The organism is Paenibacillus sp. NRS-1781 (assembly GCF_050467745.1).
GTDB classification, from domain to species: domain Bacteria; phylum Bacillota; class Bacilli; order Paenibacillales; family Paenibacillaceae; genus Paenibacillus; species Paenibacillus terrae_A.
Genome location: NZ_JBITPI010000033.1, coordinates 1 through 18480 on the forward strand (window position 1 = coordinate 1; position 18480 = coordinate 18480).

Annotated in this window: 24 protein-coding genes and 3 pseudogenes; 19 read left to right on the forward strand and 8 right to left on the reverse strand. The window is 44.6% G+C overall.

What is annotated here, in order from left to right; all coding sequences use genetic code 11:
• From ACIFO6_RS12150 to ACIFO6_RS12165, 4 genes are all read left to right on the forward strand, one after another.
• The coding region (locus ACIFO6_RS12150; RefSeq protein WP_430040910.1) for an ATP-binding protein at positions 1–895 on the forward strand (895 nt) is incomplete at its 5' end.
• Between the two features lie 374 nt (positions 896–1269).
• On the forward strand, positions 1270–2304 hold the full coding sequence (locus ACIFO6_RS12155; protein ID WP_430040911.1) for an NAD(P)/FAD-dependent oxidoreductase: 1035 nt from the start codon (positions 1270–1272) through the stop codon (positions 2302–2304).
• Between the two features lie 77 nt (positions 2305–2381).
• Positions 2382–3047, forward strand: a complete 666-nt coding sequence (locus ACIFO6_RS12160; RefSeq protein WP_430040912.1) for an HD domain-containing protein — start codon at positions 2382–2384, stop codon at positions 3045–3047.
• A gap of 107 nt (positions 3048–3154) precedes the next feature.
• Positions 3155–3334, forward strand: coding sequence for a hypothetical protein (locus ACIFO6_RS12165; RefSeq protein WP_014280513.1), 180 nt, complete (start codon positions 3155–3157; stop codon positions 3332–3334).
• Between the two features lie 101 nt (positions 3335–3435).
• On the opposite strand, the gene ACIFO6_RS12170 is transcribed toward ACIFO6_RS12165, so the two are convergent.
• Positions 3436–4548, reverse strand: a complete 1113-nt coding sequence (locus ACIFO6_RS12170) for a LuxR C-terminal-related transcriptional regulator (protein WP_430040913.1) — start codon at positions 4546–4548, stop codon at positions 3436–3438.
• A gap of 210 nt (positions 4549–4758) precedes the next feature.
• Here ACIFO6_RS12170 and ACIFO6_RS12175 point away from each other — a divergent pair, with 210 nt between their 5' ends.
• The 11 genes and pseudogenes from ACIFO6_RS12175 (at position 4759) to ACIFO6_RS12225 (ending at position 11802) form a co-directional block, all read left to right on the forward strand.
• The gene (locus ACIFO6_RS12175; RefSeq protein ID WP_430040914.1) at positions 4759–5601 is read left to right on the forward strand and encodes a class I SAM-dependent methyltransferase; all 843 of its coding nucleotides are present in this window, start codon (positions 4759–4761) and stop codon (positions 5599–5601) included.
• Positions 5588–6673, forward strand: a complete 1086-nt coding sequence (locus tag ACIFO6_RS12180) for a saccharopine dehydrogenase family protein (protein ID WP_430040915.1) — start codon at positions 5588–5590, stop codon at positions 6671–6673. The genes ACIFO6_RS12175 and ACIFO6_RS12180 overlap by 14 nt, the downstream gene beginning before the upstream one ends.
• Before the next feature lie 197 nt (positions 6674–6870).
• On the forward strand, positions 6871–7167 hold the full coding sequence (locus tag ACIFO6_RS12185) for a hypothetical protein (RefSeq protein ID WP_430040916.1): 297 nt from the start codon (positions 6871–6873) through the stop codon (positions 7165–7167).
• Between the two features lie 24 nt (positions 7168–7191).
• Positions 7192–7905 (forward strand): HAD family hydrolase, encoded by a 714-nt coding sequence (locus tag ACIFO6_RS12190; RefSeq protein ID WP_430040917.1) that lies wholly within the window; start codon positions 7192–7194, stop codon positions 7903–7905.
• Positions 7902–8048: pseudogene (locus ACIFO6_RS12195) on the forward strand (GNAT family N-acetyltransferase); the annotation flags it as partial. The gene ACIFO6_RS12190 and the pseudogene ACIFO6_RS12195, both read left to right, overlap by 4 nt.
• Positions 8049–8235: 187 nt before the next feature.
• A complete protein-coding gene (locus tag ACIFO6_RS12200) occupies positions 8236–8724 on the forward strand; it encodes a DUF2809 domain-containing protein (RefSeq protein ID WP_430040918.1) in 489 nt (162 codons plus the stop codon).
• 60 nt (positions 8725–8784) lie between these two features.
• Positions 8785–9996 carry a rhamnogalacturonan acetylesterase gene (locus tag ACIFO6_RS12205; RefSeq protein WP_430041033.1) on the forward strand — a complete coding sequence of 404 codons (1212 nt, stop codon included), beginning with the start codon at positions 8785–8787 and terminating at the stop codon, positions 9994–9996.
• Positions 9997–10112: 116 nt separating this feature from the next.
• Positions 10113–10262, forward strand: a complete 150-nt coding sequence (locus ACIFO6_RS12210) for a hypothetical protein (protein WP_430040919.1) — start codon at positions 10113–10115, stop codon at positions 10260–10262.
• 56 nt (positions 10263–10318) lie between these two features.
• Positions 10319–10687, forward strand: a complete 369-nt coding sequence (locus ACIFO6_RS12215) for a hypothetical protein (RefSeq protein WP_430040920.1) — start codon at positions 10319–10321, stop codon at positions 10685–10687.
• A 365-nt stretch (positions 10688–11052) separates the two neighbouring features.
• On the forward strand, positions 11053–11610 hold the full coding sequence (locus ACIFO6_RS12220) for a hypothetical protein (protein ID WP_430040921.1): 558 nt from the start codon (positions 11053–11055) through the stop codon (positions 11608–11610).
• 39 nt (positions 11611–11649) lie between these two features.
• Positions 11650–11802: a GNAT family N-acetyltransferase gene (locus ACIFO6_RS12225; protein WP_430040922.1), complete on the forward strand. Its 153-nt coding sequence runs from the start codon at positions 11650–11652 to the stop codon at positions 11800–11802.
• Between the two features lie 2 nt (positions 11803–11804).
• On the opposite strand, the gene ACIFO6_RS12230 is transcribed toward ACIFO6_RS12225, so the two are convergent.
• A complete protein-coding gene (locus ACIFO6_RS12230; protein ID WP_430040923.1) occupies positions 11805–12146 on the reverse strand; it encodes a GIY-YIG nuclease family protein in 342 nt (113 codons plus the stop codon).
• A 33-nt stretch (positions 12147–12179) separates the two neighbouring features.
• Positions 12180–12938, reverse strand: a complete 759-nt coding sequence (locus ACIFO6_RS12235) for a DUF2087 domain-containing protein (protein WP_430040924.1) — start codon at positions 12936–12938, stop codon at positions 12180–12182.
• Between the two features lie 232 nt (positions 12939–13170).
• Here ACIFO6_RS12235 and ACIFO6_RS12240 point away from each other — a divergent pair, with 232 nt between their 5' ends.
• Positions 13171–13971 carry a barstar family protein gene (locus tag ACIFO6_RS12240; RefSeq protein WP_430040925.1) on the forward strand — a complete coding sequence of 267 codons (801 nt, stop codon included), beginning with the start codon at positions 13171–13173 and terminating at the stop codon, positions 13969–13971.
• 203 nt (positions 13972–14174) lie between these two features.
• Here the strand turns inward: ACIFO6_RS12240 and ACIFO6_RS12245 are convergent, their stop codons facing one another.
• Together ACIFO6_RS12245 and ACIFO6_RS12250 are read right to left on the reverse strand one after the other, a co-directional pair.
• Complete coding sequence (locus tag ACIFO6_RS12245; RefSeq protein ID WP_430041034.1) at positions 14175–14354, reverse strand: helix-turn-helix domain-containing protein; 180 nt, start codon at positions 14352–14354, stop codon at positions 14175–14177.
• A gap of 6 nt (positions 14355–14360) precedes the next feature.
• The gene (locus tag ACIFO6_RS12250; protein WP_404519989.1) at positions 14361–14576 is read right to left on the reverse strand and encodes a helix-turn-helix domain-containing protein; all 216 of its coding nucleotides are present in this window, start codon (positions 14574–14576) and stop codon (positions 14361–14363) included.
• 355 nt (positions 14577–14931) lie between these two features.
• Between ACIFO6_RS12250 and ACIFO6_RS12255 the strand changes: the two are divergent.
• A pseudogene (locus ACIFO6_RS12255) lies at positions 14932–15322 on the forward strand (hypothetical protein).
• Positions 15323–15369: 47 nt separating this feature from the next.
• Here the strand turns inward: ACIFO6_RS12255 and ACIFO6_RS12260 are convergent.
• The 3 genes and pseudogenes from ACIFO6_RS12260 to ACIFO6_RS12270 form a co-directional block, all read right to left on the reverse strand.
• The gene (locus ACIFO6_RS12260) at positions 15370–15675 is read right to left on the reverse strand and encodes a hypothetical protein (protein WP_430040926.1); all 306 of its coding nucleotides are present in this window, start codon (positions 15673–15675) and stop codon (positions 15370–15372) included.
• A 143-nt stretch (positions 15676–15818) separates the two neighbouring features.
• Positions 15819–17090 (reverse strand): MFS transporter, encoded by a 1272-nt coding sequence (locus ACIFO6_RS12265; protein ID WP_430041035.1) that lies wholly within the window; start codon positions 17088–17090, stop codon positions 15819–15821.
• Between the two features lie 329 nt (positions 17091–17419).
• Positions 17420–17830, reverse strand: a pseudogene (locus ACIFO6_RS12270) (family 1 glycosylhydrolase); the annotation flags it as partial.
• Positions 17831–17910: 80 nt separating this feature from the next.
• Here ACIFO6_RS12270 and ACIFO6_RS12275 point away from each other — a divergent pair.
• Together ACIFO6_RS12275 and ACIFO6_RS12280 are read left to right on the forward strand one after the other, a co-directional pair.
• Positions 17911–18078 carry a hypothetical protein gene (locus tag ACIFO6_RS12275; RefSeq protein ID WP_430040927.1) on the forward strand — a complete coding sequence of 56 codons (168 nt, stop codon included), beginning with the start codon at positions 17911–17913 and terminating at the stop codon, positions 18076–18078.
• A gap of 21 nt (positions 18079–18099) precedes the next feature.
• Positions 18100–18270 carry a hypothetical protein gene (locus tag ACIFO6_RS12280; protein ID WP_430040928.1) on the forward strand — a complete coding sequence of 57 codons (171 nt, stop codon included), beginning with the start codon at positions 18100–18102 and terminating at the stop codon, positions 18268–18270.
• Positions 18271–18480: the final 210 nt, after the last annotated feature.

Here is an 18480-nt window from a genome sequence, read left to right on the forward strand (position 1 = left end):
CTTATTATGGTTAATCAACAGGCGTGTTAGTATAGTTTACTATTTAAACATTGTACTCATTTTCATAATAAGTCTATTTATTTTAAATACCTTATTTCACCAAGTAGAAAACGATGTACTCTATGTTCTATCAGGCTGTGGTATTCTAACTATTGATATTATGATCATCTTTGTATACGACAAAATGATTGAAATGGTTAGATTGAAGAATGAAAAGCACCAGTTACAAAAGCATATAGAATTGTGGGGTAACAGTTATGTAAGAACGAAACACTCATTTAATAGAATTAAAAGAATCATACATGATACTAAAAAACAGTTGGTGTACATCCGGGTTTGCATAATGGAGCAACAATTCGACGAAGCAATAACAAATATTAATACAACTTTGGAAGATATAAATTCAGCTTGTTTACGGATTGCTACGGGAAATCTTGTCATTGATGCCTTGGTTAGTCACGCGCTCAATATTGCTAACGATAAAGGAATGAACTTTAAACACGATATCCGTATTAACAGTGAAGATATTCGCTTGGATCGTTATGATTTGTGTGTAGTGATCGGCAATATTCTAGACAATGCTATTGAAGCGGTTGATCTGGTTCCTGATAAGGAAGAGAGGTCTATTTATTTGCAAATATGGTCTGACGCCCATTCGCTATTTATTCATGTAACGAATACTTGCTTGAAGACTACGGAGATACCTAAGAAGCCCCATGTAGAAGACGATTCTGATTTTCATGGCATAGGGCTAGTTAATATCCAACATATAGTTGAAAAGTATGAAGGCTTTTTTCATATTTCGCTTTCTGATTATCGTTTTGAAACCATGGTTATGCTTCCTTTTCACGAAAATAATAGTAGTACGAAGCCTGTTGATTCATCTGAAACATAGCAAATAATCTGGATAACGGCAGACTGACTTATGTGCTTTATTGAAACTAGATATGTACAATGTTTACCATGTGGTGGAGCATACGGTTATCATCTGGGTCAGATCATAGACCGCGCACAGAGATTAGCAGATCGCTGTTTTCAATTTGTACAGACAGGACTTAATGAGAAGGAGTTACGTGCTATAGTGCAGCAATCCCTGAATACCTCAGGAAAATGAGAGAAACAACAGCCATATATACCGTATAAAAATGTAGTTCCAAGGTCACAAAAACCTCCGAATCGGATATGTTTTTAATTCTTAATTGATATTGATAATTATTATCACTTATAATAGGAGCAGACATATCACGCTAAGGTAGGGAGAGTTGCAGAGTGACAGAGTCCTTGGAATTATATGATGTAACGATAATCGGCGGTGGTCCTGCCGGTATGTATACCGCATTTTACAGCGGAATGAGAGATATGAAGACCAAGCTGATCGAAGCCAAGCATGAACTGGGCGGACGGATGCGCATTTACCCGGAGAAGATGATTTGGGATGTTGGAGGTGTCACGCCGATATTATGTGAAAAGCTGATTGATCAGCTAGAGCAGCAGGCGCTGACGTTCGAGCCTACGATTGTGCTGGGACAGCAGATCACAGGTTTGGATCGGCAAGAGGATGGCACCTTCCTATTGACCTCTGCGACAGGGGAGCAGCATTGGACACGTACGGTGGTGCTGGCAGTAGGCTATGGCATTCTCAAAATGGCCAAGCTGGAGATTGAAGGAGCTGACCGCTATGAGGTTACAAACTTGCATTATACTGTGCAAGAGTTGGAGCCGTTTCGAGGCAAGCATGTCCTGATTTCCGGAGGAGGCGACTCGGCTGTGGATTGGGCGAATGAGCTGGAATCTATTGCTGCAAGTGTGACGGTAGTCCATCGGCGTGAGCATTTTGGCGGTCATGAGAAAAATATAGTCCGCATGAAAGAATCTTCGGTGCATGTCCTCACACCTTACGCGGTGAGCCAGCTACATAGTAATAATGGCGAGACGATTGAACAAGTGACGATCAGTCATGTAGAGACGGGTGAAGCACAGGTACTGAACGTCGATGCGATCATTGTAAACCATGGTCTGAAATCGGACTTCGGCCCGCTTCGGGATTGGGGACTGGATATGGGTGAGTGGCATGCCAGAGTGAGTGAAAAGCTGGAAACGAATCTGCCGGGGGTTTTCGGTGCAGGCGATTTTGTCGAGTACGGAAGCAAGCTGTATCTGATTGCGGGTACGTTCACGGATGCTGCCCTTGCGCTGAATAGCGCCAAGCTGTACATTGATCCCGCAGCAGATAAAGTGGCCTATGTATCTTCCCACAACAGCCGCTTCAAGGAAAAAAACCGCGAGCTTGGTGTCGTGGAGTAAGATACCTCAATAAGTTTAATAGGATAGAGATAGGAAAGGCAAAACGCAAAAGAACTTCTGAAAGCAGAAGGTGACTTATGGAGAAACGAACGGAGCAACAGAAAGCTATTTTAGCAGATATTATTCAAAAGGCAGAACCCTTTGTACAGCAGCAGTTGGAGCATGACCATAGTGGTCACGATTGGTGGCATATTGACCGGGTGAGAAAGCTGTCTCTCGTAATTGCTGCCCAAGAGGGCGCAGATACGTTTATTTGTGAACTGGCAGCGCTACTGCATGATGTAGCGGATGAAAAATTAAACAACTCCAAACAAGCGGGACTGGACAAAGTGGAGCAGTGGCTGGGTCTGCATGTAAGTGATCCGGGCGTGATTACGCATGTGATGAATATTATCGGTACGATGTCCTACAACGGTGGACAAAATCCACCTATGGATACGTTGGAAGGTCAGGTTGTGCAGGATGCAGATCGGCTGGATGCCCTTGGAGCGATTGGCATTGCGAGGACTTTTATGTATGCAGGCTCCAAAGGCAGCATGATGCACCACCCGGACAAGGATTTTTCACAGCATGAGTATCGTGCTGCGGGGAAAAGTGCCATATACCATTTTTACGAAAAGCTGTTAAAGCTCAAGGATTTAATGAATACAGCTTATGCTAAAGAACTGGCGGCTGTCCGGCATCAATGGATGGAGATGTATTTGGAGCAGTTTTATAGAGAGTGGAATGTGGATGATAAATAAGGTGTTTCAATAAGGCTGTACTGTTATGTAGAGGTTTGCACAGGATGGCAATGGGGAATGTTGATTAAGGTACATCAATCAGATGAAGTCAAAAAGGAGGAATCAACATGAGCGACCACACTCAAGACGAGGCGAAAATCCGCAACAAGAAGAACGAGGACGGAGATTCCTTGATGGAGAAAAACAAGCTGGAAAACGGCGTGGATATCGAGCCAGAGGCTGACGAATGGATTGCGAAGCCTTCACCTGTGTCCTACGATGATACGAAAACCTCTTCGAAGCAATAAGGCTCTTGCGTCCAAATAGAGCAAACATGCAAAGACAGATGATCCTTAATGGGGTCATCTGTCTCTTTGGCATGTATTATGGTGGAATAGGTGGATAGAAATTAGTTGAATCTGGAATATACCTTCCATACCAGCTCACGGCGGCTGCTTACACCTGTTTTCAAGAAAATCGCTTTCAGATGATCCTGCACTGTGTAGGCTGAAATATGAAGTGCGTTTGCCAGCTCTCGGGTCGAAAAGCCTTGAACAATGAGCCGGACAAGCTGTCTTTCCCGCTCGGACCATGCAAACATCTCGGCCATGAGCGGCAGCATTTCAGATGCTTTAGCAGGCTCAAACCATACGGCAAGCTGTTTTTCATCTTTACTTTGCCCGCTTTGAAGAAGGGTGGCTCTGAGTGTTGCCCACGGGGTTCCTGCGTCTGCGGCGGGTATACATAGTTTGGCTGGTGAAGCGGAAGTAGTCAAAGCTCCCGGAAGGGCTGTGGATAGTGCGCGAAAGCATACTGCCCGAACGGGCGCGGGAAGGCTATTTTCGTTAATGCCTTCCTGCTGCCGAAGCAACTTGAGCCACTGGTCTGCCGTTGGATTGGAGGAAATCGGCTCCAGCTTGCCAGAAAGCACCAGAACCCCTGGCTCCATATTATTTTCCATTATTATAGCGGAGTCTGGAGATAAGCCCACACTGGCCTGACGCAAATGGTAGGCTATAGACGGTGCTAAGGCTTCAAGAAGCTGCTGCTCTTCCTCGCTGAATACCGGCTCCGTATGAAGGCGAAACAACGTGAGAAATCCCCAACAGCTCCCTTTGTACATTAATGGAACACGTAGCTCATCCCCGAATCCGGCAGGCTGCAAAACATCCCTGTAGCGTGCGCTCCGACCCGGTTCACCTTGCGTAGCTCCGTTGAGAGACGCTATGGACTGCCCCTCCCGCACCAACAGCTCGTATTTCATCACATCATTGCGCAGATATTCGTACTCTAACAGCTTGTAATGAATGTCATCCACGCCTGATTCGGTGAATGCCCCTGTGGAAAGCAGCGTATGCGGATCAACCGAGGTACAACACGCCGCATCGAACGAAACCTGAGTACGTAAGCGGTCGATTAGCGCATGTTTGTATGCTTGTGATGAAGGGGCTTTTTCTCCCAGTCGAATGATTTGCTGTCGAGCATCCTTTAGCTGTGAAAATTGTGTATATTGTGCGCTCATACATTGCTCCCATCGTGAAAAGCTGGAGTTTCGTAACATTGTATCGAAGTAAATCCCACATCTATGGGATGGTGGATATACGTATAGTCGTTATAATTGAGAATGATTCTTGATTAAATCAACAATATACGAATGCTAGGGGAAGATCAAGGCTAAATGCAAGGCCAGTCGCATCTTTTTCCAGCTGTTCGATTTTGGAGGGAACTATATATGGAATATAGCAACAGCCGTCATACAGGCCCTGAACATACGATTCCTAACCAGCCTATGAGCTGGAACGATCCGAATGCAAGCAAGTACCCGGACACAATTGCTTTAAAAATACCGGGATATGCTCATCTGTATGAGATGACGGACCGCTTGTTAACCGCACAGCTTGAAGCTCAGGCCAGCACGCAGACCGCAGATCCGAATGTACTGATTATCGGTGCTGGCGGCGGTCAGGAGCTGATTACACTCGGAGGACAACATGCGGCATGGTCTTTTGCGGCAGTTGATCCATCTGAACGCATGCTGGATTTGGCACGTCAGCGTGTGGGGCAAGCGGGCATAAGGTCAAAAATATCATTTGTCACAGGCACGTTGGAAGAGCTGCCCGGAGAACAACTCCAAGAACAGCCTAAGGAGCAGTCTGGACAACAGACCGAAGCATCACACACGGAGCCGATTTATGATGCTGCCACCTGCCTGCTGGTGCTTCATTTTCTTCACAGCTTGGAGAGTAAACGGGCATTGCTACAACAGATATCTGCTCGTCTCAAACCGGGCGCGCCTTTTTGCCTGGCCTCCATCAATGGAAATCCACAGGAGTCTGCCTTTTCCATTCAAATGCAGGCGTGGAAAAGTCATATGCTGGACCAGGGCATTCCCCTGGAGGATTGGGAGCGATTCGCTGCTTCCATTGGCCGTGAGTCAGACCCGGTGTCCAATACGGCAATACAGGAAATGCTGGTAGATGCAGGCTTTACCCATATCACCCGGTATTTTGGCGCTTTTTTAGTGAATGGGTGGTTTGCAGTTAAAGGGGGAGAAGCTACTCATGACAAAGGATAGCATTATCATCATTGGCGGATATGGTCATGTCGGAAAAATTTTATGCACGGAACTAAGTGAAATATTTCCCGGCAAGGTGTTTGCCGCAGGACGCAGTATGGAACGTGCCACTGAATTTAGCAAGCAATCGGGTGGCAAGGTGCTGCCTTTACAGCTTAATATTCATGAGCCGATAGCCCCGTCGATTTTAAAGCAGGCCAAGATCGTTATCATGTGTCTGGATCAGGAAAATACAGACCTGGTACGTGCCTGCCTTCAGCATGGCGTACATTATATGGATATTACCGCAAATGCAGCCTTCTTGAGTCAGGTGGAGCGGTGCCATCAGGAGGCACGAGCTTATCAGGCGACTGCCCTGCTAAGTGTGGGATTGGCCCCGGGGCTGACGAATCTGTTGGCACTGCAAGCGACGCAGCTTATGGATCAGACGGATGAGTTGAACATTTCTCTGATGCTGGGCTTGGGAGACGAACATGGTCAGGCTGCCATTGAATGGACAGTGGATCAGATTCATACGGATTTGGAGGTTATGGAGCAGGGGCGCCCGGTGATTCGAAAAAGCTTCAGTGACGGGCGAGTGGCAGATTTCGGCGCAGGTGTGGGACGCCATCGCGCATATCGTTTTCCTTTTTCCGATCAGCATACACTTCCACGTACGCTCGGAATTCCTACGGTCAGCACACGTCTTTGCTTCGATTCCCGGTTAACTACCCGGCTTCTGGCAGGGCTTCGGACCACAGGGATATCGGGTTTACTCCGACAGCAATCCGTGCGTAGCGCAATGGTTCGCAGTTTTAGCAAGCTGCATCTGGGAGGGAACGCCGTGGCGGTCAAGGTAGACGCGCGAGGAACCCTCCATGGCAAGGAAACGAAAGTCGAATGCCAACTAAGGGGACATCATCAGTCCGATTTAACCGCCAAGGCAGCTGTCTTTGCAGCGCTGGCGCTATACCGTTCTGAGCTTCCTCATGGTGTATTTCACATGGAGCAGTGTTTTTCGTGGAATCGTATGCAGGAATGGCTGGGACAGCAGGTAGCTGTGGATATTCAGGTGAATGGACAGCAAGTATAGAAGTTATATTTTCTGACCCAAGAGGGACTTATGTAATCCAAGCTTATTCGGCAACTCAATACGAATGGGTCTTGGATTTCCTTTCCTGTTAGATTACACTAGTAAGAAGTACATATTTTTGGAAGGAACTGAGACAACACAGATAGATTCGAATGGAATACCAGGATACAACTGGCCGCTGGAAGGCATGATTTTCGATGTGGAGCAACATGTATTCTGGACTCCCGAATGGGGGGAGAGACAGACATATCGTTACAGCTAAAGCCAACGCCTATGTGGATTTTGGTATTGAATTGGGAAAGCTCATGGACATTTACGAAAATGAGCAGGATCTGGAAGACATCAAGGACAGACTGACCCAGATCGAGGCGAAGCTGGAACACAGGTCGACTTCCGGAAGAATACTGAAAACATTGCTTATCATTTTCTTTTCCGTTATTTTCTTGCTTTTGGGGATCGGAGTTGTTCAATTTGTTTCCAACTCATCGGTATGAGGAACCGGAAGAAGGGAGTTCGGGATGTCCATAGAAGCGGTCATTTTTGATCTGGATAATACGCTGATTCATCGTAAACAGGCGTTTGCGGCATATACGGAGCATTTTGTGGAACGCTTCATTGTGGCGGAGGATCCGGCGAGCAGGGCAGCAATAGTCGAGCACATACGCCTGGCGGATCAGGATGGATACCGTGACAAAAGGGAGCTGTATACGGAGCTGCATGCAGATTTGGAACTGAAAAATTCGGATACGACGGTACAGGAAATACTGGGCTTTTGGTATGGTGAATTTCATAAGTTTACGGTACTGATGGACGGAGCTAAGGAAGTGCTATCCGAGCTGCGGTCGCGGGGCTTGAAGCTTGGCATCATCACCAATGGCTCTCTCCGCACGCAGCAAGCAAAGATCAACCGTGTGATGCTGAAGGACTATTTTGATTCGATTATCGTTTCGGGAGGCGTCCACGTCGAGAAGCCAAATCCTCGCATATTTGAGTTGGCGTTAAACGAGCTTGGGATAACAGACCCAGGCAACGTCTGGTATGTAGGCGATCACCCGACAAATGATATTCGCGGTGCTCAAAGCGCAGGATTGCATACAATCTGGCTGGAGGGCTTTATGCCGTGGCAGGAAACGGGCATTGTACCGGATTGCAGGATTGGCAGTTTGCGCGAAATCATCGGTTGGCTGGATCATGCCAGCTATTCGGGGAATATGGGGGAGGGAGCATCATGAGTAAGAATAAGACGGATCAGCCCAGCCCCATCTTATTCTTATTCCCGGAGCAATTCCAGACAGAACGGTTGACGATTCGCGCTCCACAGTGGGGTGATGGGGCGATGGTCAATGAAGCGATGCGGGAGAGTGTGGATGAATTGCATTTGTACGATATTGTGGAGGCTCGTATGATGAATTGGATCATGAAAAATACAGACAGGTTAGTGTGCATACAATATGACATCAGCAGGAATATCAGCATTCTTGCAAGCGCTAACCTCAGGGGATACTCGACGAGATTCCAGCAGCTTGGCGAAGCTTTTCCAGCGTTAGGTCAGGTGATTTAGCATGAGAAGAACTCGTAAAAGCGTCGACGTCGACTGGAAGAAGAATCGGAACACAGGTGTGAAATTCCGCTGGAAGGCCCGAGCTGTGTATCTGGCTGCGGTGCTGGTCGCTATCCTGTTGGGCTTGGGAAGCCGGACCTTTTCCTCCCGGCTGCCTGAATTCGTTGCCAATCATTTTGGGGATGGCTTGTGGGCGTGCATGATTTACTTTGGACTGAGGATGTTGTGGGTGGATCGTCGGTTGTCTGTAGCGCTGTGGGGCAGCTTGCTGTTTTGTTTCGCCATTGAGTTCAGTCAGATGTACCAGGCTCCCTGGATTAATAGTATCCGGGCGACGACATTGGGCGGGCTGGTGTTGGGAAAAGGGTTCCTGACTGCCGATCTGGTTCGGTACACGGTGGGTATTGCGGTATCCTGGGCGTTGGACCAAGGATATAGAAGGCTGGCAGGCATCACTACACGTATAGACAATGACGAGTCATTCAAATAATCTGAGAAGTGAGGGTTGCGCTTGAGACAAAAGGGAAAGCGTCACAGGTTGTTGGGTAAAATGATTGGATTATGCGCAGGGTTCAGCTTGGTGCTTGCGACCATAATTGTTCCGGGGCAGGCATTGGCCGATAAACAACTCACGGGGCCTCTTCGTTTTGACTTTGGCCCGGGAAGCTTAGCTGAGGGCTACACTCAGGTCACCGCCAATGATGCATACACGCCTGAACGAGGCTATGGATTTACCGATCTTTCCAAGGTGAAAGAAAAGGATCGTGGTGGAAATGACGCTATTCGTTCGGATTTCGTTCGTGTTCAGGGATCATCCTTTGTTGTCAACTTGCCGCTTGCGGATTATACACTTTCCCTGATCGCCGGGGATACAGACGGAAGCACAGATATTACGGTAAAGGCCGAGTCCATCGTCAAGGTGGAGCCTACCGCCAAAACAGCAGGGCAATTTGTCGAGGCCACATTTGAGCTTGCTCTCATCGATGGTCAGCTGGAATTGTATTTCTCGGGAAATGATCCGAAGATTAACGCGCTGGTTATTACGCCAAAAGAGACTCGAACGCAAAGTGAGCATCCTTCCGTATATCTTGCGGGGGATTCCACGGTCCAAACCTATAAAGCCTCTATGAAGCCTCAGGCTGGTTGGGGACAGATGCTTGCGCCGTTTTTTACAGACGAGACGACTTTTGTGAACCGTTCTATTGGTGGACGAAGCACGAAGACTTTCCTTATACAAGGAAGGCTGGACGATATTTTGCGGACCATCCGACCGGGTGATTATTTGCTTATTCAGTTTGGTCATAATGATGCGGCAATCAACAACCAAGAGCGTTATGTTTCCCCAGCGGATTATAAAGTCTATTTGAAAACCTACATTCAGGGAGCGACACAGCGCGGGGCCACACCTGTGCTGATAACTCCTGTTGGACGCAGGGATTATGACGCCGCAAGTGCTTCCTATCGAATCAGTTTTCCGGAATACGTGCAGGCCATGAAGGAAACGGCATCCGAGACAGGCGTTGCACTGGTTGATCTATGCCAGTTAAGTGTGGCATATTATAATACGCTTGGTCCGGAAGGGACAATTCCGTTATTTTTACATCTGGAGCCGGGAGTTTACCCTGCGTTCCCTGATGGGGTGAAGGACGATACGCATTTTCAGGAGTACGGGGCGGAGCAAATAGCCCGTCTGGTAGCCCAGGGTGTCCGTGAGCTGAATATCCCTTTATCCTCTTATGTACGGACGAATACTTCACCATAAAACGCTATTTCCATACGCATGGTATACTTAGAAAATAAGCGGCCCTACCCAAAGATGGCTCTGTTCCGGCTAGGGTAGGGCTTTAACGTTCCGAGCAGAAGCAGGAGAGGACAGGCGTGAGTAACATAAAGCACGGTATTTGGGTCTATCTATGTATTGGGGACGCGCTTAGCGGGAATTTATTATGGGCTTGGGGAGATTCCGCAGCATTGGCTTACGTCCTTGGCGAGAGTAGAGGATATCATCAAGTTGTGCGAGCAGTTTGAGCATTCGTTGGCCAAATAAGAACTTCATTTAACTTGAGCCACGGGAGGAAACGCTAATGTCGGTTGCCCAGTTGAACAGACTCATTGACGGTCAAATACTCTATAATCAGCATCGGAGTTTGTTTTATATGCATGAGGGGAACGCCCTGATGGGGCCACCTTGTGAGGAATATACGCCTGAATTGCAGGCAAAGCTGCTAGGATTGGACATTGCTCGTTTGCAGGAGCCTGTTCTTGATGTAGGCTGCGGAGCAGAGGCACGGCTGGTCGGCTATTTGCGTTCGCTTGGCATCGAGGCTTATGGAACAGATCGGTTGGCTGGAGACAACCTTCAAGGAAGGCGCATGGGGAACGATTATCTCTCATATGGCGTTCTCCAATCATTTTATACATCATCATTTGAAATCGGACGGCAATATTCATGAATACGCCCACAAATATATGGAATTGCTTAGGGCAATCCGGCCGGGAGGAAGCTTTATTTACAGTCCGTACCTTCCTTTTATGGAAAAGCTTTTGGATATCCAGGCTGGTTATCGAGTAGAGCATATCCAGTCATCTAAAGGTTATGAAGCCACGAAAATAACACGATTACATTCATAATATATATTTGTCAGAGTTCATCTTGGAATGGTATTATAAGGATTGATATTACTCTATTTGGGATTCTATTAACGATCTAAACCATATATTCCTAAATGCCGATATATCTGAATGAGGCGAAAACACACTGTTATTGTATTCGTCCATAAATGGGGAAGTATATGATTGGGTTAGGAGAGTAGAAGAAGTGTCGGATCTGTATACGAAAAAAGAAGTAGAGGATTATGTAACGAACATGGTTCTTGAACGGCCTTTGGGTGTAAGTATTGCAGCCATTTTACTGATTTTTAATGGAGCTCTTCTGCTGGTGACACAGCTGTTGACACTTAATGCGTTGAATGAGGCTTCTACGTTGTTGGGAATTTGCAGGGGGATGTTTCAAGGGTTCATCGCTTTGCTCGGTTTGTCAGGGGCAACTGCCGGTGTCGGCATGTTATTTGGTAAGAAGTGGGCCTGGTGGCTGGCTGTATTTTATTTTACATATGAAACGATGCGTTATGCGTGTGCGATCTTGTTTATTCTGGATGTACCTCCAATGTTGGGGGGCGTGCATCTAAGTCCTGCCCTATATTACGTAAAGTACGGTATGCGTATTGTGTGGAATTTGCTGTTTACGGTGTATATGTGTCGTAGTACGGTGAGTGGATTTTTTCAAATAAGTGGAATAAATAAGTGGAAGGCATGTATTTTATTATTTTTAATCAATGGGGTGATGGTCGGAATCGGCTGGTGGCTGATGAATTAGTATCTTCAGCCGGCATCCGAATACTGGCGACAGTGCCTGATGTCAGAAGCGATGAAGGCAGTGATTCATTATGGATTTCATTTGCCGCAGGTTCACCGTATCGAAGCCTTCATTGATCCAGATAACGAAGGCTCCAGACGGTTATTGCTCAAAAGTGGTTTACCCAAGAAGGGCACTTGTACGTATTGGTAATTTTACAAATATCCTTTTTCTCCGTAAGGCTGAAGCCGATCAAGCCAGGTCTGCTCCAGCTTGGCCAGTGCATCCTTGACATCGAAGAATTCCGAATCTTTTTTCTTCAAAAGCTCCAACACCTCAAACTCAAATGCTTCTTCGCCATATTCATTCCATTCCTGTTGCAGTTGTTGGTTCTGACAAGTTCCCATTTGTAGTTCAAACCGACGACCGTTCAGTGATTTTAAATTTGGTGTGCCAGCGACAAAAATTTTCCCGTTGTGTGTATTGCGAATGCAGTAGATTCCGGCCTCTGTCTTGATCTCCATATACTGCTGCACCAGTTCTTTTCTTCGATTCATGTTGAGTTCTCCTTCGTTTTCAAGTATCGCGCCTCAAGATTCCTTCAACCTATATTCACTGCCATCCGGCTTGCGATCCAGTAGACTATATTCAATCATATATCTTCGTAACGTGACATAATCGTCATACACTTCCTGTAAAATAGCATTAATATCCTTCTCATGATACGTCCGTCCTATCTCAAAACGTCCCGCAATTTCACGCAGTACAATCAATTTATGCTTTTCCTGCATTTTGAAGGTTTTCAGGCGACCCTGTGTACCATCTGGAAAATACTTTGCCAAAACCTTTTGTCTTTCGTCTTCGGTAATGTTGTAGCGTTCATCCATCATCCGTGCCCGTACCGGTACTTCGACGATAGTGGGAGCGTGACGGTCTTTCTCCTTTAACAGCTCCATTAAGGTGAGAAATACCTTGGCCTGACGTTCCTTTTCTTTGAGACCAAAGCGATGATTGCGTATGGTAGATGCGCTGCCGATTCCGGTTTCCTTTTGAATATCCGCATCGCCCATGCCTTGATAAAATAACTGGAGCAATCCATTCTGATGATCCGTCAGTCCAGTCAGCTTTTTGTCCAGGCCGATCAAATAGTCAAAGACCGAACCGTACGTCCGCTCAATATGAAGACGCATATACCGCTCCGCGTCATAAAATACCCCTCGATCCTGATATATGATTCCCTGTTCGTAGCGCTGTCCGTCCAGTAGACAAACCACCTGCTCCCCCTGACGGATATATCCACGCTTCAGTTCCTCAACTCCAGCATTCCAAAATAGCTCGGAATGATCCATTTTAATAAACACCTCGATTAAATTTTGTTTATTTTGTAGACAATATAACATTTTGTTTATATAAAATCAATGGATAAAGTGAAGGGTTTAATTATACAGCGATTAAAATATTTTTACTTTAAGGATTCTTTTCGTCTTTTTGTAATGAGGGGAATTGTTTATGGATTAACTCCAAGATATAATCTATAGCCCACTTTTATTTTAAGGAAATTTAGACAAAAAGAGGTGTGATATGAAATATAGATTTGCTGTCATTGACGATGAAAGTGGGCTTACAGTTGGCTATTGTAGAGATGTGGTTGGCTTAACGGGTGATATCATCGTTGAAACGTATGAAAAGGTGATTTTTGAACAATTTGTATTTAATGAAGGCTTCATAGAAAACATAACGAAGACAAAACAATCTGTATACAACTTGTACATTGCTATTTTAAATGATGAAGAAAAAGGGATTGGAAGCTATTATTATCACCTTTCTGAATCCTACATAATCCATAAACTGGATTATAATAAAGGAAACTTCAATCTGGAGTTAACGGGTATACTTGAAACTAAGCCTTCCCCTGGGGAATTAAGATTATGGAAGTATTTAAAGGGAACTCAGCCGCTTGAAAATAATATATGGCAAGGCTTCTCTAAAGAAGAACAGGCCGGGTGGCTAAACGTGACTAGGATACATTCTGCGTCTAATCATTCTCACAGGTTGGATAAACGAGGAGAAGTCTACACTTTAAACGGCGAATACATATTGGATTTTACAACATTTTTTATAGCACTTGGTGAAGCGATTAATGGACCCGGAGGGTACTATGGATTTAGCTTGGACAGTATATCAGACTGTCTCTGTGGAGGGTTTGGAGCTATGAGACCGTTCACGATCCATTGGCAAAACGCGCATTACTTTTTGGAAAGATACGAGGAAGAGTGGGATCAAAAAGAGACGTACTATAGATTTTCACCACAGCAATATTTTATGGATCTATTAATGATTTTGGTATCAGGTGGTGTCACCGTGAATTTTGCTTCGAAATAAGATAGGGAAGTAGGAGGGAATCTTTGAAATGGAAGATGATTTTATCATATGTGGAGAGTTTACATCTAAAACCACTGAATAGGGTAGGGATAGACGATGAACCTACTAAGTAGTGGCTCGTATTTGGAATTGTAACAGGGGGCATCTAGCATTTATAAGTACACATTCATCTAGCTTGTAAAGAACAAAGAGCCGTAAGCAAATTAACGGCTCTCTTCGTCGTCTTCCGGCAAGTATTCGATTAGTTCACCAGGGAGTACGCCAAGGGTTCTACAAAGTGTATTCAAGGTTGGAAAGTCAATCCGGGCGTTTGCGTTGGAGGCCAAAGCTTTAACCGTATTTCGATTAATCCCTGTAATAGAAACAATATCTTTTTGTTCCAGTCCACTCTACAAATCTGCATCATTCTCTACATACTCAATTACATCTTGAACATGGCAGTCTAGAGCTTTACAAATTTTATCTAGCGTATCAAATTTCACACCGTCTGTTTCTTCGTTGTAAAGTTTGGTGATTCCGTTTCTATGTAATCCAGTCATGCGGGAAAGCTCGGCAATATTTACTCGTTTTTCGCCCATAATACGGGAAAGATGAATCTTTATCATATTTTCCTCCAGCTAAATGCATTCTATAGTGTTAAAAAATAACATCGAAGTATTGACAATATACGCTGTCAAATATATACTGAAAACAATAAAAGTAACACTGTAGTGTGCATTTAGTTTATTGGGATGTTATTTGTGAACGTTGTAGTAATATGCTTATCGTACCAAAACGTTTTACAATTAGCAATAAATTATCGTCCAGACACCTAGTTTAGAACAAACCATCTGTAGAAGAAGGGATATTAACACAAATACAATAAGTAGTAATGCTCATAACAACGTTTTAAATATTTTAATGAATTCTTTAGTCTTTAATATCATTGGATAAATGAATAGACGAATGAAGCGAGGATGTATGACAGAATCAGTAATGGGATTGGAACGGGTATCCATGGTTCAGGGGCCGTATGATTCACCTCATATGTATGAGATATGCGAAGGGGTTCTTTATGACCATCAATATTTCTTTTACCTCGAAAATGGCATACTGTGTTTGCGCCATGTGAAGAAGGTGGAGCAATCATATCATACGCATCTTTACCTGGACGGAGAGAGCGGAGGAGGGTGTACAAGGGGAAGTTATGCAAGTTGTCACGGAGATCATCGAACGCTTACGCGCCAAGGATGGACTGACATTTTTATTCGATGAACTGCTGTGGCTACATGGGAGGGGACCCATTGAATTAAACCTTTTCAATAAGAAGGATGAAGTGACCCCAAGTGGCAGACAACTTACTACAAAATAAATGACCCTTATGCTCTATATCATGGAACTTACCGAATAGAAAACGGCTTATGATTTCAGTGAATGTACCAGTTGTTGACTGATGAAAATGAGCGGATTCCGAATCCATATGATCAATTCCAGCATCGCGGCATCGGCAGAAGGACTAAAGCCCCAATCACCTCCGAATAAAATGTTTTGCTGCTGCTCTAATATAGGTGACAGAGGTTCTTCCAAGTCATATTGTTCTTTGATTCTCTCTTTCGTTTCTTGATCTATGACAAGGTTATTCTGTGCAAAGGTACAACTGACAGGAACGCTTAACTGTATTAAAAGAAGTAATGCTGCGGGTATTAACACTTTTTTGCTTTGCATGGTTAGCTCCTATGATCTCCGTTTTTTGTATCTACCAAAATGTACGTGCTTGTGGATCATTTGAGGGGAGCTATGATGAAGCCACCTCTGCACTGGATATGGAGACAGAAGTGGCAATTCAACTTAGAACTCTTTTAATCTGCCTATAAAGATTCCTGAAGGGCGTTAGAAGAAGTGCCGTAATCAGCATAACGGGGGAGCACAATAGTGTAATATATTCCTACAATAACGGTACAGACCCCGACTAATAAAAATAAGACTTCAATTGGAATAAATGAAGGAAAGCTTACAGCAATGAAACCCAATGTAAGAGATTGGGACAGCATCATTAGCGGATTAATTAAACCTTGCACACGTCCCATCATTTGAGGATCTACAATACAAGGCAGCCATCCTCCTATGCCAATATTAATGAACGGAAGTATGAGTGCAATGACAAAGTTGATAATCATAAATACATAGAGGTGATTCACAAACCCAAGAGTACACATACCCATTCCGGCTACCAGAACTCCCGCAGCAATCATTTGGTGTAGCTTTAGCTTGGCGGAGATAAGAGAAGCGATTAAGGTACCAAGCAACACACCAGCTCCAAAAATAATACCTGTCCATACCATATACTGCTCATAGTTGCCTGGAGCTAGCTTATATTTAAGAATAAACATCGGTAAAACGCTAAATCCACCATTCAAAATACCGAACATAAAAAATCCTGAAACCAACCAAATCAATAGTTTGTTGCGTAATATGTAAAGAAACCCTTGTTTAAAGTCGTGCATGACCAATTTGATTTTTAATTGTTTAAATTGATGTGCCCCGTTCGGAAGGCGTACTTCCTTTGGAATTTTGCAGGAACGAATGAGCAGTGCAGACACAATAAAAGAAACAGCATCAATGAGGATCGCTCCAGTAATTCCAAAATGCCAATAAATGACGGCCCCCAGAGTTCCTCCAAACAACATGAATAGACTCCCCATCATTTGATTGAGGCCTGCTGCAATGGTGTAATCCTCTTTGTTTAATATTCCCTGTATAATGGCACTTTCAGCTGGGAAAAAAAATTTGGAGGCAGCACTACGGATGAAGAGGCAGGCAAATATCAAAGGAATCGAATCAACCCAAACAAAAATAAGTAAGCATAAGGATAAAAAAGCGCTGATCCAGTCACAATTAACAGCAATTTTTTGTCGGTCCATCCGATCTGCCAGCACTCCAACCATGAGAAATACTGCCAGCATCGGGAGCGAATACATTAATTCGGCAAGCGTTGCATAGTATGGCTGATTCGTAAACCGTTTCAACAAATAAAACATGAATGCAGTAACCCCAATAATTCCTCCCATTTGTGAGGCGAACGTTGCCAGGAAAAGCCTGACATAATTCTTGTTTCTGAGTACTTGTTTTAATCCAGTCACAGTCCCATCCCTTTCGCTTTCAAAGCGGTTTTTTAGATGCCTAATTAAAATAATAGTGAAAGGTAGGAATTTTGTACAGAAAAGTGACTTTAATGTCATATTAAAATTTGAGTTTGCATCGTATCGGACCATCTGTCTTTTAAAAAACTCTGCTGTAAAAGGTAATCATATAGGTTGGGTTGGGGAGTTGTTTTTAAACTCGTTTGGCGTAGCATGAGGCGCAACATAAACTAAATAACCAGCCGTCGGTTGATATCCGACGACTGGCTGGTTAACTTGCCAGGTGTTTGATTCATGACTCACAAATGGGGGGCAGTCTCTAATCTAAATTAGGCTAAATCCTCGCCATTTGTGGCGATTACTTTTTTATACCAGTCGAAGCTTTTCTTCTTTTTGCGGTTAAGGGTTCCGTGGTCTTCGTCGTCCTGATCCACATAAATAAATCCGTAGCGTTTGGACATTTCTGAAGTGGATGTACTGATGATATCAATTGCTCCCCAACTGGTATAGCCCATCACCTCAACGCCATCCAGGATAGCTTCTTTTAGTTGTTCAATATGCTGTCTGAAATAGTCAATCCGGTAATCATCTATAATGGAGCCGTATTCTTCGACAGTATCCTTGGCTCCCAGCCCATTTTCTACCACAAACAAAGGCAATTGATAACGATCATACAATTCTTTCAAAACCGTTCTCAGGCCAATCGGGTCCAACTGCCAGCCCCATTCCGTGGACGCGAGCAGATCACAGTAGCCAATGCCAAAAAAGCCGCCCAACTGTATAAAAAATGCGGGCGACTGTACGAGCACTGGATGAACAAATGGACATCAATACAGTGAATGCAACATTAAAATCGCTGGTGACGGAATACAAAATGGATCGACGTGCCGGGTTGGATCAAGTGGAGCAGCAGCTTGGTGAGTCAAGGAATACTCTGGTTGACAGAGATCAGTTGTTTGAGCTTTTTGATCAATTACGTGATTTTTAGATAAATGGATGTGAAGGACATATGATAGGTACTCCGATTCTAATTCAAATGGCGGCGGGTGGAATGTACAGTCGTCTGCAAACTGCCCAATTCGGTTCCTCATACTATGATTTGTACGATAAAAGCGCCAAGGCTGGGGGACAAACCCGCCTCTGGCGCTTGTTTTCATACCAAATAACCCGATTGATCTAATTTACGCATTGGTATGTTGAGAAAAAGGAAATGCTCATTGACGGAAAAGTTTATACAATGGAGGAAGGATAGGAACTGTGAAATTCGACTTTTGACGAAGGATTTCATATAATGTGAGCATATTGTGAACAACTTAAATTGAGAATTTTGCGAAAACTGAAATGAAAATGATTTCCGTCCAGCTATGAATTTCAAAATTTGACGGAGGGA